This is a genomic window from Haloferax elongans ATCC BAA-1513 (assembly GCF_000336755.1).
Lineage (GTDB): Archaea > Halobacteriota > Halobacteria > Halobacteriales > Haloferacaceae > Haloferax > Haloferax elongans.
Genome location: NZ_AOLK01000011.1, coordinates 321,250 through 333,906 on the forward strand (window position 1 = coordinate 321,250; position 12,657 = coordinate 333,906).

Genomic DNA, 12,657 nt, shown 5'->3' on the forward strand with positions numbered 1-12,657 from the left:
TCAATGAGCGACAAACCCCACCAGAACCTGGCCATCATTGGCCACGTCGACCACGGTAAGAGTACGCTCGTCGGCCGACTCCTGTTCGAGACCGGTTCCGTTCCGGAACACGTCATCGAGCAGCACCGCGAAGAGGCCGAGGAGAAGGGCAAGGGCGGATTCGAATTCGCCTACGTCATGGACAACCTCGCAGAAGAGCGCGAGCGCGGTGTCACCATCGACATCGCCCACCAGGAATTCGACACGGATGAATACTACTTCACCATCGTCGACTGTCCTGGCCACCGCGACTTCGTCAAGAACATGATCACCGGTGCCTCGCAGGCTGACAACGCGGTCCTCGTCGTCGCCGCTGACGACGGTGTCGCACCTCAGACCCGCGAGCACGTCTTCCTCGCCCGCACCCTCGGTATCGGCGAACTCATCATCGCGGTCAACAAGATGGACGTCGTCGACTACAGCGAAGACACCTACAACGAGGTCAAGGAGCAGGTCAACAAGCTCCTCAAGCAGGTCCGCTTCAACTCCGACGACGCGACCTACGTGCCGATCTCGGCCTTCGAGGGCGACAACATCGCCGAGCGCTCCGACAACACGTCGTGGTACGACGGCGACATCCTCCTCGAAGCACTCAACGCCCTGCCGGCACCGCAGCCGCCGACGGACGCGCCGCTGCGCCTGCCCATCCAGGACGTCTACACCATCTCCGGCATCGGTACCGTCCCTGTCGGACGTATCGAGACGGGTACCCTCAACCCCGGCGACAACGTGAGCTTCCAGCCATCTGACGTCGGCGGCGAGGTCAAGACCGTCGAGATGCACCACGAGGAAGTCGACAGCGCGGGCCCCGGCGACAACGTCGGATTCAACGTCCGTGGCGTCGGCAAGGACGACATCCGCCGCGGCGACGTCTGTGGCCCGGCTGACGACCCGCCGAAGGTCGCCGAGACCTTCCAGGCTCAGGTCGTCGTCATGCAGCACCCCTCGGTCATCACAGCTGGTTACACGCCGGTCTTCCACGCCCACACGGCGCAGGTCGCGTGTACCATCGAGTCCATCGACCAGAAGCTCGACCCCGCGTCGGGTGAGGTCGCTGAGGAGAACCCGGACTTCATCAAGTCCGGCGACGCTGCTATCGTGACCGTCCGTCCGCAGAAGCCGCTCAGCATCGAGCCGTCCTCCGAGATTCCGGAACTCGGCAGCTTCGCTGTCCGTGACATGGGTCAGACCATCGCGGCCGGCAAGGTGCTCGAGGTCAACGAGCGGTAACGATGCAACAGGCACGCGTTCGGCTCGCCGGCACGAGTCCGGAAGACCTCGACGACATCTGCGACGACGTCCGCGAGATCGCGAACAAGACGGGCGTCAACCTCAGCGGGCCGATCCCGCTGCCGACGAAGACGCTCGAAGTCCCCGCCCGCAAATCGCCTGACGGCGAAGGGACTGCGACGTGGGAACACTGGGAAATGCGCGTTCACAAGCGTCTCATCGATCTCGACGCTGACGAACGTGCGCTGCGCCAACTGATGCGCGTCCAGGTTCCGAATGACGTCAGCATCGAGATCGTCCTCGAAGACTGAACACGGTCTGTCCATTCGGACACACCATCCGTGACGTGACGGCTCGTCCGTCACATTCGCGGCTGTCGAGGCGCGCGTCCGGGGGACTCTGCCTCCGAGCTGGTTCACAGCGCTAAGGCGCGTGTCACCGCACTTCCGCTTCGACACGCCGACACCACAGACGAGAGCGTGGCGTCGGCGCGTCGCCCGAAGTGAGTGACCGTACTCGTCGGAAGCCGTACGACTGAATCGCCCGACGGAACGGCATGCAATCGCACGCCTGACCGGGAAACAGAGGGTATAAGTGTATCCCACGACTCCGTGGGAGTGAGGGCTCGTAGATCAGTGGCAGATCGCTTCCTTCGCAAGGAAGAGGCCCGGGGTTCAAATCCCCGCGAGTCCATCCGAATTTTACGGAAGAATCGAAGGACCGAGAGACGACTGTCTCGCGGTCTCTTGCTGTAACGTTCGTACTCACGAGTGCGAAACAAACGGCCGCGAAATCGCGAATTACCGAACGAAATCAGTCCGGGTCGCTCCCGGCTGTCGATTTCGGGGAGGGATTTGCGGCATGAAGTACCTCCCGAAGTGCCGTGACTGCGACGCCGAGATGCCGGAGCCGGTTGGCTCCAAGCAGTCGGCACAGAACCTCGCCAAGTTCCATGCTCAGAGCGCGGGCCACGACGCCTACGTGGTGGAGGTGGACCAATGAGCCTCCCCGAGAAGCGGAACGCGACGTGCCTCCGCTGTGGCTGGCACGTCCGGGCGCACGACTGGATTGCCGCCGACCTCGTCGCCGCGGACCACACCGAGGAGACGGGTCACGAGACGACCATCGTCTCCGATGCGGAACTTGAGTTCTCGAAAGCTACCGAGGTAGGTGGTTCGGCATGAGTACGGACGAACGCGCGGCAGGTCAGCCCACAGGTCCGTCTCTCGACCACCTCGAAGTGGTCGCCTTCAGAAAGCTCCTGAACACGCTCGCAATCCCTGACGACGAGGAGCGGATGAACACGGACCTCGGCCCAATCGACGCGGCGAATCGGATTGTGGACCGACTGGACCGCCTCGAACAGGAGTTAGAACGCGAGCGCGAAGCGCGGAAGCGCGCCGAAGAACTCGCCGAGGACGCGCTGGCGATGAGCAAGCAAATCGACGACGGACGCCGCCCGGACGGTGGCCCATCGAAGAAAGAAGTCGCCATGCGCATCTCCCGAGACGAGGTTATCGTCCGCACTGCCGAAGGGAAGAACGCAGGCGCACGCAACGCGGCAGGCAAGCGCGCCGACCGCATCGGGTCGGTGTCGAACTCGGAAGTGCAGTCGATGGCTCGCCCGCAGCACGACCTCTACTGGCAGTCTGTCGATGACGCGTGGAACGAACTCGTCTCGTCGTTCGACGCCTTCTACATCGACGACTCGGGCGAGGAAAAGCGCCTGACGGTAAACCCGGAACTGCTCGACGGGTCGCTGGTTCGGACGGTCGAACGGTCTGTTGGCCGGTCCGACCTCGCCAAGCGACTTGTTGGCGACGCCGAGACTGACGGGGGTCGATAACCGATGAATCTCGACTCGGACCGGCCACCACCGATTCAATAACTAAGATTCCAGTCGCACAGTCTCTCGTAAGCAACTATTCGTTAGCTGTCGGTACGTCGGTCGGAGCGTCGTCGGAGCGTCGTCGGGACGGGTTTTCTGGGGGCTTGGTTGCTCCGAGGCCGCCAACAAGTCACTTGGTGAGCGTCTTCATAGACCCACGTTGAACGTGGGAGAGGGAACTTATGAATAGAGCATTTGAAGTAATTCACCAAGGTCTTCTCTCACTCTTTTGACGTCTTTGAATCTAGTTGGTCCCTCCTTATGATGGGCCATCCAGCGTCTTTCAGCACTGTTGATTTTTTCCAATCTCGAAATTGACTTCTGATCGATTGGAGAGTTACTGGTTAGAGTGCCGAGTAAATCGCTGAAGTAGTAGGGATTTCCATTTTCCTTCTCCTTTTGGATAATGTCAATATTTTTCTCAGACTCCAAGTAAGAGATAATTGACCATTCTATTGCATGAACATATGAACTCAACGCGGGAATGTACATGTCTAAGGTAAAACATTTGTCACCCTCTTTGAGATGAGTGATTACCTCCTTACCGTATTTTGAAGAAGACATCTTATCTAATTGATTGTCATCAAACAAAACCGGCAGTTCTTCCGCGTAAGTTTCTAACTCGTAGTATGTGATGAATTTTTCAAGTAATTTGTAAAGATTTTTTATATTGTGGTTGTTTTGTTCTTTACTGTTCCTTTTTTCAGTTGATACTGGTATATAGGCGGAGATGTGGCTAGAACTCTGGAGTCGTAGTTCGATTCTATCTGACTCAACCTCGACAACCAAAGAATCCTGGTTAGAATTCAGTTCTTTTCTATGCGGTTCGCATATTCGATTTGAGAAAATACCTGATGCCCCTGGAAGAACCCTTTGAATGCTTGTCTCAGGGTCGGTAGCAAGCCATCTGTTGATTGTTTCAGATAGAATTTGAATCTGATTAATGTCTTTGAAAGCCAGACAGAGTTTGCGGTCGGATATTATCTTCCATCCGTCTGGATTTGTTAGTTTATCAACTAGTGAATGTATCTCAAGATGTACTTGATCATCCAACGTATGAATCTCCACTGTTGACCGGTCAATTCTAAATTTTTTATCCTCAAAATATGTCTCTTCAGAAAATATCCGGCTTAACTTCATAAGTGTGTTACTCCAGGTTGAGTATACGATATGTTTGTTGGTAAATATTCTTAGAAGAGACTGTGAATGTAAACTAATCTGATGTCTGCCTCAACGCCTCAATCCTCGTCTACGACCTCACCCCCATCCGGGATATACACATCCTCCAATCGCCCAATCCGCGACCGAACCGCGTCGATATCGTCGTGGAGGGTAGCCTTCACGTCTCGAACATACATCCCCAACCCGACCAGCATGAGCGCCACGACCGGGTCGGTCGTCTGCAACAGCAGGTCGGTTAGTTCACTCATCGTCACCACCGACGACCGTCAACCCGAGTTGCACCAACGGAGCGACGAGATAGAGAACGACCAGTGACCCAACGACGACGAGCAGCAGTTTCGTCTTCGTCTCCGCAGCGCCGTGCGTCTCGCCCTCTCGTTCGACTACGACATCAACGACACTCCCCTCGGAACCCCAGAGGCTCGGGCCGAAGACATCGACTGAATCCTCACGCCCGTTCAGGGTGCCGTCGTAATCCATCATCGTGTCGTAGACCGTCCGGACGAACTCACCCCGGAGGTAGCGATTGTGGTAGGTGTCTGTCTCGGGGTCGTTCGTCTCGCCCGTCCGTCCCATATCGGCGAAGCCGCCGCCGGGTTCGTCATCGAACTGGCGAGCGATGGATTCGTCTACTGACCCGGCAAGGTGGTCGAGGCCGCCGGTGACGGTGTCGATGACGTTCAACGCGAGTCACCACCACCGAGGATACCGAGCAGGGCGAGAACGGAGGCCATGACGATGGCCGCAACCCCAAGGGTTCCGGCGTTGAAATCGCCCTCCGAACCGGGTTGTATCTCTCCCATTCCGGCTATCTCCTCTCGAATGTCGCGGATGGATTCACGGACGGTTCCGAGTTCGTCCACCGAAGGCGATGGGTCGCTGTCACCGACCAAATTCGAGACGTTGTCTCGAATCTCGTCGAGAGTTCGGTCCGTTCGGTCAAGGTCAACCGAGGCGGTCCCGTCGGGATTGATTATCACCTCGTCGCCGTCGGTGTTCTCGTTTGGGTCGGGACTGACGATGTCGTTGGTCGGCGTCCCCGCGCCCGGCATCCCTGATTCGGAGTTGTTCAGTTCGTCCTCCGGGATGAGGTCGGAGTAGCCGCCGGTACTCGGCGAATCATCGTCGTCGTCATCGTCGTCATCACCCCCGCCGCCAATCTGGTTGGCGAGTCGCTGGCCGGGAGTGAGTTCTTCGCGTGGGTCGTACGTCTCGCCAGCACTCGGCGAGTCATCTGCTGTGATGTAGACCATGATTAGGCACCTCCGCTCGTGGACGCAATTTCCTCTTCTAGCAGCTCTTGGTATCTCGTTCGGACGGACTCGGCTTCCGCGTCAGAGAGTTCGACGGGATAGGTGGTTGCGCCGACAACCTCAGTTATCGACTGCTTTGCGAGTTCGTCGGCTCGGCTCTGCGAGACATCGCTCCCGCTCGGCGCAATCGGATGCCACGAAAGCTCGACGCCCTCGACGTACCGGACGTAGAGGGTCATAGCCTCCACCCCCGGATGAGCATGATTCCCGGATTCGACCCCTCCGTGAGCTTGTCGCCCTCGTACAGCCACGACCCTTCGAGTTCGGGGACTGAATCGAGGTTACGCGACGACGTCGCCGAGACTGATGTCCCGTTGATGGTCATGTTCGTCTCGTAGTTCGTCGTCTGGGCGAACAGACAGGAGGTGATGTACCACTTCTCGCCGGTCGGAACCGTGACCGACTCGCCTGCGGCGGTGTCAATCTGTAGCCGTTCGCCGTCGGTGTAGATTGCACCACCCGAGGACTGTGGGCTCACGACCGTCATTCGCCAGCCCACCCCCCGGCGATTGGACTCGCGGTACCACTCGGGTCACGGAACGTCACGATGTCCATCTCCCACTTGTCGAACGCACCGACGTTGCCCGCAAGTGGGACGGTGAACGTGTCACCCCCAGTGGTCGTGACCTCCATGTCGATGTTCCCGGACTTCGTCAAGACGAGTTCCTGAATCGTCGCTGCCGGATTCAGCGTGTAGGGGTAGGCGGTCCCGTCGAAGTCGAAGCCATCCCCGTGGGCGTAGTTGTCCGTCTCGACGGTCCCTTGCGTACTCGTTGCGAGGATACCGCCCGACCCACGGACTTCCTGACTGAATTGCTCAACGCCCATCAGAACACCCTCCGTAATCGGCTGAGAAAGGATTCGACCGGACGCGCCATACCGCCCGCGCGGTCGATAACCATGTCTACCGCGTAGTCGTAGGTGTTCGACCCATCGACGTTGCGCACCTCGACCCCGAGGACTTCGCCCTCTCGAACGGCTTCGCTCGTCGGGAAAATCCAGTAGTCGTTGTCGCCGTCGACGTAGTCTTTCCCGCGAAGCTCGACCAAGGGAACTCGCTCGCGGTATCCCGGCTCGCCGCGTTCGAGGAACGGTACGACACGAAGGTCAAGGCGCGGGCCTTGGTAGATTCGCACCGCAACCTCCTCGACCGTCGCATCCTGCTGTGCGGTGTACGTCTCGGTTTCAACGTCGTCGGGGCCGACGTTCCCGGCGAAGCGGAGGCTACTCTTGCGGTCTGAATTGGAAGACATGAAAGGGAGCCTCCGGGGTTAGTTGAGCTTCCCGTAGAAGATACGGGCGCTGGATGCACTCGGGTCAACCTCTACGCCGTCGGATTCGGGGTCCGCGATGACGCGAAGCTGAATCCGCTGGTCCTCACGCGCGATGGGCGCGAGGGCGGGCATGATGGGTCGCTCGGTTCGCGGGTCGCTCGCGGCGTCGGCGAGAGTTTCGAGGTCGCCAACGTTGTAGCGGTGATGGACATCGCGCCCTTCGGAGTCGGTGATGACCGCGACGAGGTCGCCCTTGATGGCGTCGCCTGCGCTGCCAGCACCGTTGCCAGTCGCTTTCAGTTGAGCGTAGATGTGCGAGGCGTTGCCCGCCTGCTTGTTCTGGTGGCCGAAGCCCCAGAACAGGTACTTGTCGGCGGGGCAGGTCTGCTCGTAGACGACGATTTCGTTTCCTGCTCGGAGCGTCGTCTGTTCGAGCATTGACCCCTTGACCGGCTTCGAGTTGCCGACGTTGGCGAGGTTCGTGTTGTAGACGAGTGGCGTCGCCATGTTCACTCACCTGCCACCGGGATGCCAGTGCCCTGTTCGACACCAGCGGTCTCTTTCGCCTTGTTGTACAGCCACGTCCCCGCGCCCATGACCGCGAGGAAGAGCATCACCCCGACCGTTGCGAGGCCGAGGTTCTGCGCCGATTCTCCGGGTTGGTCCGTATCTACCTCTGTATCGAGGAACGGAACTCCTACTTTTGGCATTGCATCCGACCCGATGTGCGATTGTTCAAAAGCCGAATATGCAGTGTAGAACACTCAACGCTCAATAATTGAGTGTCGAGACTGGTAGATAGTTCATATACCGACGACGAGACGAGAGCTACATGCCCGTCTTTGGCTACCCGACACTCGTACTGGGTGCCCTGCTCGCCCATCTTCGGGCCTCAGAGGCTACCCGTCCGTTCGTGAAGAACGCCTTTCTCCTCGGCATCGCAGGCGAGTGTGGCGCACTCAGCGGTATCGTCCACCTCACTGGTGCAGCAGGGTCTACTCTCGCCTCAGCACTGAATTTCGTCGTGGGGGCTGTCGCATGAGTGGCGGCACCTACGAACCGCAATCGGCGACAGACCAGCAGTGTAGCCACTGTGGCCTGTACTTCCGGGCGCAGGGAATCCACAATCATGAGTCCTCGTGCTACCTCCAAGACCACGACACGATGATTCAGCCGCTCGATGACCCGGTTTCAGTCCGAGAGGCTGAGTCCCCGACACAGGACGACCCGGAAGGCGTCGAAGTGGCTGACACTCAGCCCACTGTCGAGGCCGTGACCGACGGTGGCAACCCGGCACTTGACGCCCCTGACCCAGTCGAGAAAGACGACGGCGGCACCGAGTCGGACGAACCAGCCTGTCCCGACTGTGGGAGCGACCGTTACGGCGTCGTAGACGAACACCGCCGCGTGCTGCCCACGTGGGCGCACGAGTACGACTACATCTGCGCCGACTGCCGGGAGGTGTACAATGTCTGAGGCACCGCCATCTCCGGGCGAGACGTTGGGGCAGGACGAAACCGTAGCCGCCTCTCACGTCGCTGCGGAGGGCGCACCCGCAGCGGAAACGATGGGGTCGGCATCTACGGTTCGGAACCTCCTGTTCGCCACCGAACCGCATCGTCCCCTCGACGCGATTGAATCGCCGTGGGACCCACAGCGCGGTGGCCCGAAGCGACTCGTTCGAGGATTACAGAAAATGGCCGACGTAGACGGCATTCCGGCTATCGTGGACGTTGGCCTCGGCACGTTGGAAACGTTCGTCCTCGTGCGCGAGCGCGCAGAGCAGAAACAGAGCGACGACAGTACGGGTCAGAACGACCGCGAACCGCTCGACCCGGACTTGGCGGCGTTGGTTGGTGAAGGAGGTGTTTGATGGACCGGTATCACGTAACCGTCGTTGGAGATTCCGGCTCGGGGAAGACGACCTTCCTCCGGGAAATGCACGACACGTTCCCCGGACTCTCCATTTGGATAGACGACACGGACGCCGGGGGAATCTCCGGGCGTGACCTGAACGACGCGGTGACGGTCTACTCCCCTGCCGATGCTCGCCGAGCGACTGCCTCGCGTCTCCGGTGGGTGTGCGACGACGCGATGGAGGTAATCGACCACGTCCGAGCTATCGCGCACGACTACCACGGCCGAACCGGCTACCCGGTACAGGTTATCGTCGACGAAGCGCACCGCCACCTCCCCGACTCCAAGAAGGAATCGAGCGCGAAGGTCAACACACTCGCGGCGATGCTCCACGAGGACCGAGACAAGGGCGTCAAAGTCGTCATCGCCTCACAGGACCCGCAGGACTTCTACTACCCGCCGGTCAAGCAGTGCAAATACCTCGTGTGGGTTGGCCCGCCTTCGACGTTCCACCGGGGATTCATCCGCTACTACAACCTGAAGGACCTCGACGGAGAGGGATTGCCCTCTGACCGATGGGAGTACGTCGTCATCCGACCGACCGAACCACCGAGCGCCGTCTATCGAAGTGAAACCAAGGAGGTGTATGGGTAAACTCTATGACAACCAAAAGGAGTTTATTCCTACCTAGAAGTTGGGTATTTGCCCCTGTCTGGTACCTACACCAGCACCCACTGCGGGTGCTGGCACACGCTTCTCACCGCTGGTCGCTACTCGCTCGACCGGGAGGTATCGCGTGAAGGTCGTCCGAATGCGCGACCTCTCGCGGGGTCAAAAGGAGCGACTACAGCGCGGTGAGACGGACATCCTCGCCGAGGAGTTGGTCGCCGAAGCGTACGGTCTCGACCACCGGCCTGACGAAGCCGACTGGTACGATTGCGTCCATCCGAACACTGGCGCGAAGACCGAGGTCAAGTCTACCGCGACACAGATTGGTGAGAAGTATCCTGCTCGCGGTCGGTTCCGATTGCGGCGCGACCAAACGCGGTCGTTACTCGCGGCAGACGCTCGTGGTGTCGCGTGGTATGCCTTCGTGCTGTACGATTTCGAGAAAGGTGAGATACGGATTCGTCGGGCGAAGCCTTCGACAGTGAGCAAGTGGGTGCGTGAGGCTGGTGGGTGGAACGAGGCGGGTCACGAGGAGTTTGAGAAGCAGCGGAAACTATCGGTGCTGTCGGTCAGCCGATAAATATTAGTTCCTACGGCGTGAATGTTCATACGGTTCGCTGGAGTATGAATAGACACGAACCTCAACAATCCCATGATTAAGATGACCTAATTGTTGGTCAATACAACTGCACAACCAAGCTGGGATGTTGGTCTCTATCTAGATCACTTTCAAAAAAATAAGCGAGATCAGCTGCAGATCTATTTGCTAGAGTCTGCAGTATACAACTGCACAACCGTCCATAGACCGAGCGAGACAATTACGAAGAAGAATGCCCAACTCGGATAACCATAGACGACCATCGCACCGGAAACTAGAACGCCGGCGGACGGTGCTGGAATTTCAGTAAACATTTATCTAGATCACTTTGCTGCCAATTTTGGGCAGCATCTTGTTATGATCTTGATGGTAGAAAAATCACTTGTTTCCAGACATTCATTATATATGATATCTAGAATTAGTAACTATTTGCCAATCCCTCATTTATTATCCAATTCTGATGTACCTACATCTATTGAGATGGGCGAATAATATACTCTTTTGTTGTCTTCTATCTGCAATTCAAACACAAATTCACAAATATCTGATTCCTTAATCTTTGAAACCTCACTCTTGTAGCTTCTTCTCAAAAAAGGGATTGCAGACAGTATTTCGTCGTCCTTCCCTGAAATAATCTGGAATTGTCGCTTCTCGTTTTCAAACTCAAACCGTTTTTCGATTCCATCTCGGTTGTACCTCTCCATGACTACTTCGTGAACTAGCCCCTTTTCTCTGCACTTGATAGTCTCATCTTGTGTTTTTATTTCTATTAGGCTAATATCGGTTACAACACCAGACCTAAGTCCCTTGTTCGATGCTTTCATCATTATCCTTCGTGAAAAGAAATCCATTCCATCGTTAGTAACCATGTGCCATGAGGTTGAACCCTCCAAAGTCTGCATCTCGTCTAGTTCAATAATTGATTTTGACCATCTAACATACCTCATATACAGTGGGATCCCACCAATAACCATCGTAATAAGCGACCCTAGCACCGCTCCGATTGAGATAGTTCCTAGACTTATCGCTTCGCTCATAACTCAATGAAAGAACCATTCGGTTGAGGAATCAAAAAATCTCCCTCAGTCTGCCTCAGCTAGGAGAATAGGGTCATCAATCACTTCCACACAAGTTGTCGAATCGCTCACTACGGGACATATCATTGGAAGTTTGCCGTCTAATTAACCGTGCTTCATCGCTCGCTCAAAACGCGTCTTTCTTGACTGTGAGTAAGTCGGCACGTGAGGCGAGAGAGTGGTGCAAGGCGGGTCATGAGAAGTTTGAGATTCAGTGGACTGCTGAATTGTTATGCCTTCGGAGAACCTTCACAACCCTTGGTTCGCTTCTAGCTTCGCTTGATAGTGAACTCCCAAGGCAAAGGACACATATGCAAGTGTAGCGAGGATTGCATAATTAATATCTCTCAGATCTGGAACAAATATCGGAGAAAGGAATAAAACAATAGACAGAGTAGTGAAGTTCCTAAATGGATGGTTCATAAAGATTGAACTTTCACTAAATATTAAAAAAAGAGAATATTGTCTGGGTAAACCGAGATACCTTACCCAATAGTTTTTCTACAATCAGTATGATCACAATCGCATATTGGGTGTACATGAGCAGTATGAGTGTGAGTGAACCAAGTAATAACAGAACCTCCGTAATCTGCTCATATACAATAGAAAATACTTGGTTGAATATGACCGCAAGAGAGCTTAAAGTGACAAATACCGAGGTTCCGAGTGCTACTCTGAGTACCTCTCCGGGAATATTATTTTCACCGGTGTTATTTATAATATCACTGTGATCCTTTGATGTTACAATGTGGTCCTCAAATGTTTGTACGTACCAATCATGTGCTGACTTAATTAACCAGTCTTTGGCGTCTTTCTCACTGAAGCGTTGATCAACATATTTCACCTGGGCACTCGCTCGCCGTCTGGCAGTATAGTATGAGAATGACGAAAGTACAATCCCAACCAGCATTCCAATCACTGCATAGAGAGTCAACTCAGTGTTTAGTTTCTCAGCAAGTGCAGCAAAGACTCTAATCTCCTGTCCATTGGCTTTCTCGGTGTTTTCTACGGCTTTAAATACCAGAGTAATAATCGAAACTGTGAGTGGAATTGTGAATAGCTGAATGTTCAAAATAGATAATGAGTCTGTGGCCAAGCTATCATATATGTCTGAGCGATATTGTATTATCTCCCGAAACTTCTGGTCATCTTCATCTGACATTATCTGTATCTATAATTGAGAATTCACTACTACAACATATAGGTTCAATCTTTGAACATCAACACGCCATGAGCCATAGAACCCTGTTTATTATTGTCTATTCTCCTCGTCTTCCGCTAACAACGACGGGTCATCAATCGCTTTCCGCATAAGCCGTCGAATCGCCTCACTACGGGACATATCCATTGGAAGTTTGCCGTCTAATTGACCGCGCTTCATCGCTCGGTCGAAGTCCTCGACAAAGTCGTCTCCAATCTTTATCGAGATATTTCGGGAACCAGATTCTCCACCATCCGGGGTCGCACTCATACACTTAGTTAGTAACTCAATCAGTGAATACCTTAGGGGTGCATAATCTAAGTACCTAAG

The 12,657-nt window shown here is 55.7% G+C and carries 23 protein-coding genes and 1 tRNA gene; 11 read left to right on the forward strand and 13 right to left on the reverse strand.

Annotated elements, in window-relative coordinates:
* The first annotated feature begins 3 nt into the window (after window positions 1-3).
* The 6 genes from tuf to C453_RS03945 all read left to right on the forward strand — a co-directional run bounded on the left by tuf (window position 4) and on the right by C453_RS03945 (window position 3,115).
* Window positions 4-1,269, forward strand: a complete 1,266-nt coding sequence (gene tuf, locus C453_RS03925; protein ID WP_008322861.1) for a translation elongation factor EF-1 subunit alpha — start codon at window positions 4-6, stop codon at window positions 1,267-1,269.
* A 2-nt stretch (window positions 1,270-1,271) separates the two neighbouring features.
* On the forward strand, window positions 1,272-1,580 hold the full coding sequence (rpsJ, locus tag C453_RS03930) for a 30S ribosomal protein S10 (protein WP_004044563.1): 309 nt from the start codon (window positions 1,272-1,274) through the stop codon (window positions 1,578-1,580).
* Window positions 1,581-1,890: 310 nt separating this feature from the next.
* Window positions 1,891-1,962 (forward strand) — tRNA-Ala (locus C453_RS03935).
* 168 nt (window positions 1,963-2,130) lie between these two features.
* Window positions 2,131-2,271, forward strand: a complete 141-nt coding sequence (locus tag C453_RS20145) for a hypothetical protein (protein WP_160163386.1) — start codon at window positions 2,131-2,133, stop codon at window positions 2,269-2,271.
* On the forward strand, window positions 2,268-2,453 hold the full coding sequence (locus tag C453_RS03940) for a hypothetical protein (RefSeq protein WP_008322862.1): 186 nt from the start codon (window positions 2,268-2,270) through the stop codon (window positions 2,451-2,453). Before C453_RS20145 ends, C453_RS03940 begins: the two co-directional genes overlap by 4 nt.
* Window positions 2,450-3,115: a hypothetical protein gene (locus C453_RS03945; RefSeq protein WP_008322863.1), complete on the forward strand. Its 666-nt coding sequence runs from the start codon at window positions 2,450-2,452 to the stop codon at window positions 3,113-3,115. The genes C453_RS03940 and C453_RS03945 overlap by 4 nt, the downstream gene beginning before the upstream one ends.
* A 222-nt stretch (window positions 3,116-3,337) precedes the next feature.
* Here C453_RS03945 and C453_RS03950 read toward each other — a convergent pair whose 3' ends face one another.
* The 10 genes from C453_RS03950 to C453_RS03995 form a co-directional block, all read right to left on the reverse strand.
* Window positions 3,338-4,297, reverse strand: a complete 960-nt coding sequence (locus tag C453_RS03950; RefSeq protein ID WP_008322864.1) for a hypothetical protein — start codon at window positions 4,295-4,297, stop codon at window positions 3,338-3,340.
* 98 nt (window positions 4,298-4,395) lie between these two features.
* On the reverse strand, window positions 4,396-4,587 hold the full coding sequence (locus C453_RS03955) for a hypothetical protein (RefSeq protein WP_008322866.1): 192 nt from the start codon (window positions 4,585-4,587) through the stop codon (window positions 4,396-4,398).
* A complete protein-coding gene (locus C453_RS03960; protein ID WP_049907493.1) occupies window positions 4,580-5,023 on the reverse strand; it encodes a hypothetical protein in 444 nt (147 codons plus the stop codon). Before C453_RS03960 ends, C453_RS03955 begins: the two co-directional genes overlap by 8 nt.
* A complete protein-coding gene (locus C453_RS03965) occupies window positions 5,020-5,592 on the reverse strand; it encodes a hypothetical protein (protein WP_008322867.1) in 573 nt (190 codons plus the stop codon). The genes C453_RS03960 and C453_RS03965 overlap by 4 nt, the downstream gene beginning before the upstream one ends.
* Window positions 5,593-5,594: 2 nt before the next feature.
* Entirely contained in the window at window positions 5,595-5,831 is a 237-nt protein-coding gene (locus tag C453_RS03970) for a hypothetical protein (RefSeq protein WP_008322869.1), read from the reverse strand.
* Window positions 5,828-6,139, reverse strand: a complete 312-nt coding sequence (locus C453_RS03975) for a hypothetical protein (RefSeq protein ID WP_008322870.1) — start codon at window positions 6,137-6,139, stop codon at window positions 5,828-5,830. The genes C453_RS03970 and C453_RS03975 overlap by 4 nt, the downstream gene beginning before the upstream one ends.
* Window positions 6,136-6,480: a hypothetical protein gene (locus C453_RS03980; RefSeq protein WP_008322872.1), complete on the reverse strand. Its 345-nt coding sequence runs from the start codon at window positions 6,478-6,480 to the stop codon at window positions 6,136-6,138. Before C453_RS03980 ends, C453_RS03975 begins: the two co-directional genes overlap by 4 nt.
* Window positions 6,480-6,905 (reverse strand): hypothetical protein, encoded by a 426-nt coding sequence (locus C453_RS03985; RefSeq protein WP_008322879.1) that lies wholly within the window; start codon window positions 6,903-6,905, stop codon window positions 6,480-6,482. The genes C453_RS03980 and C453_RS03985 overlap by 1 nt, the downstream gene beginning before the upstream one ends.
* An 18-nt stretch (window positions 6,906-6,923) precedes the next feature.
* Window positions 6,924-7,433 (reverse strand): hypothetical protein, encoded by a 510-nt coding sequence (locus C453_RS03990; RefSeq protein WP_008322881.1) that lies wholly within the window; start codon window positions 7,431-7,433, stop codon window positions 6,924-6,926.
* Window positions 7,434-7,435: 2 nt separating this feature from the next.
* Entirely contained in the window at window positions 7,436-7,636 is a 201-nt protein-coding gene (locus tag C453_RS03995) for a hypothetical protein (protein ID WP_008322883.1), read from the reverse strand.
* Between the two features lie 122 nt (window positions 7,637-7,758).
* On the opposite strand from C453_RS03995, the gene C453_RS04000 reads away from it, so the two are divergent.
* From C453_RS04000 to C453_RS04020, 5 genes are all read left to right on the forward strand, one after another.
* Entirely contained in the window at window positions 7,759-7,968 is a 210-nt protein-coding gene (locus C453_RS04000) for a hypothetical protein (RefSeq protein ID WP_008322885.1), read from the forward strand.
* Window positions 7,965-8,402, forward strand: coding sequence for a hypothetical protein (locus tag C453_RS04005; RefSeq protein ID WP_008322887.1), 438 nt, complete (start codon window positions 7,965-7,967; stop codon window positions 8,400-8,402). The genes C453_RS04000 and C453_RS04005 overlap by 4 nt, the downstream gene beginning before the upstream one ends.
* Window positions 8,395-8,799, forward strand: coding sequence for a hypothetical protein (locus tag C453_RS04010; protein ID WP_008322890.1), 405 nt, complete (start codon window positions 8,395-8,397; stop codon window positions 8,797-8,799). The genes C453_RS04005 and C453_RS04010 overlap by 8 nt, the downstream gene beginning before the upstream one ends.
* Window positions 8,799-9,437, forward strand: coding sequence for an ATP-binding protein (locus C453_RS04015; protein ID WP_008322892.1), 639 nt, complete (start codon window positions 8,799-8,801; stop codon window positions 9,435-9,437). Before C453_RS04010 ends, C453_RS04015 begins: the two co-directional genes overlap by 1 nt.
* A gap of 142 nt (window positions 9,438-9,579) precedes the next feature.
* Window positions 9,580-10,032 carry a hypothetical protein gene (locus C453_RS04020; RefSeq protein WP_008322893.1) on the forward strand — a complete coding sequence of 151 codons (453 nt, stop codon included), beginning with the start codon at window positions 9,580-9,582 and terminating at the stop codon, window positions 10,030-10,032.
* A gap of 458 nt (window positions 10,033-10,490) precedes the next feature.
* On the opposite strand, the gene C453_RS04025 is transcribed toward C453_RS04020, so the two are convergent.
* The 3 genes from C453_RS04025 to C453_RS04035 all read right to left on the reverse strand — a co-directional run bounded on the left by C453_RS04025 (window position 10,491) and on the right by C453_RS04035 (window position 12,597).
* Window positions 10,491-11,024 carry a hypothetical protein gene (locus C453_RS04025; RefSeq protein WP_152418007.1) on the reverse strand — a complete coding sequence of 178 codons (534 nt, stop codon included), beginning with the start codon at window positions 11,022-11,024 and terminating at the stop codon, window positions 10,491-10,493.
* Window positions 11,025-11,565: 541 nt separating this feature from the next.
* Entirely contained in the window at window positions 11,566-12,288 is a 723-nt protein-coding gene (locus C453_RS04030) for a hypothetical protein (protein ID WP_008322897.1), read from the reverse strand.
* Between the two features lie 90 nt (window positions 12,289-12,378).
* Complete coding sequence (locus C453_RS04035) at window positions 12,379-12,597, reverse strand: ribbon-helix-helix domain-containing protein (protein WP_008322899.1); 219 nt, start codon at window positions 12,595-12,597, stop codon at window positions 12,379-12,381.
* Between the last annotated feature and the right edge of the window lie 60 nt (window positions 12,598-12,657).

What these genes read in the sequence shown, in the direction of transcription:
- C453_RS04030 (WP_008322897.1), bottom strand. Translation starts at nt 12,288, where the DNA reads ATGTCAGATGAAGATGACCAGAAGTTTCGGGAGATAATACAATATCGC.
- C453_RS03995 (WP_008322883.1), bottom strand. Translation starts at nt 7,636, where the DNA reads ATGCCAAAAGTAGGAGTTCCGTTCCTCGATACAGAGGTAGATACGGAC.
- C453_RS03980 (WP_008322872.1), bottom strand. Translation starts at nt 6,480, where the DNA reads ATGGGCGTTGAGCAATTCAGTCAGGAAGTCCGTGGGTCGGGCGGTATC.
- C453_RS03965 (WP_008322867.1), bottom strand. Translation starts at nt 5,592, where the DNA reads ATGGTCTACATCACAGCAGATGACTCGCCGAGTGCTGGCGAGACGTAC.
- C453_RS03970 (WP_008322869.1), bottom strand. Translation starts at nt 5,831, where the DNA reads ATGACCCTCTACGTCCGGTACGTCGAGGGCGTCGAGCTTTCGTGGCAT.
- C453_RS20145 (WP_160163386.1), top strand. Translation starts at nt 2,131, where the DNA reads ATGAAGTACCTCCCGAAGTGCCGTGACTGCGACGCCGAGATGCCGGAG.
- C453_RS04000 (WP_008322885.1), top strand. Translation starts at nt 7,759, where the DNA reads ATGCCCGTCTTTGGCTACCCGACACTCGTACTGGGTGCCCTGCTCGCC.
- C453_RS03950 (WP_008322864.1), bottom strand. Translation starts at nt 4,297, where the DNA reads ATGAAGTTAAGCCGGATATTTTCTGAAGAGACATATTTTGAGGATAAA.
- C453_RS04025 (WP_152418007.1), bottom strand. Translation starts at nt 11,024, where the DNA reads ATGGTTATTGGTGGGATCCCACTGTATATGAGGTATGTTAGATGGTCA.
- C453_RS04035 (WP_008322899.1), bottom strand. Translation starts at nt 12,597, where the DNA reads ATGAGTGCGACCCCGGATGGTGGAGAATCTGGTTCCCGAAATATCTCG.
- C453_RS03990 (WP_008322881.1), bottom strand. Translation starts at nt 7,433, where the DNA reads ATGGCGACGCCACTCGTCTACAACACGAACCTCGCCAACGTCGGCAAC.
- C453_RS04010 (WP_008322890.1), top strand. Translation starts at nt 8,395, where the DNA reads ATGTCTGAGGCACCGCCATCTCCGGGCGAGACGTTGGGGCAGGACGAA.
- rpsJ (WP_004044563.1), top strand. Translation starts at nt 1,272, where the DNA reads ATGCAACAGGCACGCGTTCGGCTCGCCGGCACGAGTCCGGAAGACCTC.
- C453_RS03940 (WP_008322862.1), top strand. Translation starts at nt 2,268, where the DNA reads ATGAGCCTCCCCGAGAAGCGGAACGCGACGTGCCTCCGCTGTGGCTGG.
- tuf (WP_008322861.1), top strand. Translation starts at nt 4, where the DNA reads ATGAGCGACAAACCCCACCAGAACCTGGCCATCATTGGCCACGTCGAC.
- C453_RS04005 (WP_008322887.1), top strand. Translation starts at nt 7,965, where the DNA reads ATGAGTGGCGGCACCTACGAACCGCAATCGGCGACAGACCAGCAGTGT.
- C453_RS04015 (WP_008322892.1), top strand. Translation starts at nt 8,799, where the DNA reads ATGGACCGGTATCACGTAACCGTCGTTGGAGATTCCGGCTCGGGGAAG.
- C453_RS03975 (WP_008322870.1), bottom strand. Translation starts at nt 6,139, where the DNA reads ATGACGGTCGTGAGCCCACAGTCCTCGGGTGGTGCAATCTACACCGAC.
- C453_RS03945 (WP_008322863.1), top strand. Translation starts at nt 2,450, where the DNA reads ATGAGTACGGACGAACGCGCGGCAGGTCAGCCCACAGGTCCGTCTCTC.
- C453_RS03985 (WP_008322879.1), bottom strand. Translation starts at nt 6,905, where the DNA reads ATGTCTTCCAATTCAGACCGCAAGAGTAGCCTCCGCTTCGCCGGGAAC.
- C453_RS03955 (WP_008322866.1), bottom strand. Translation starts at nt 4,587, where the DNA reads ATGAGTGAACTAACCGACCTGCTGTTGCAGACGACCGACCCGGTCGTG.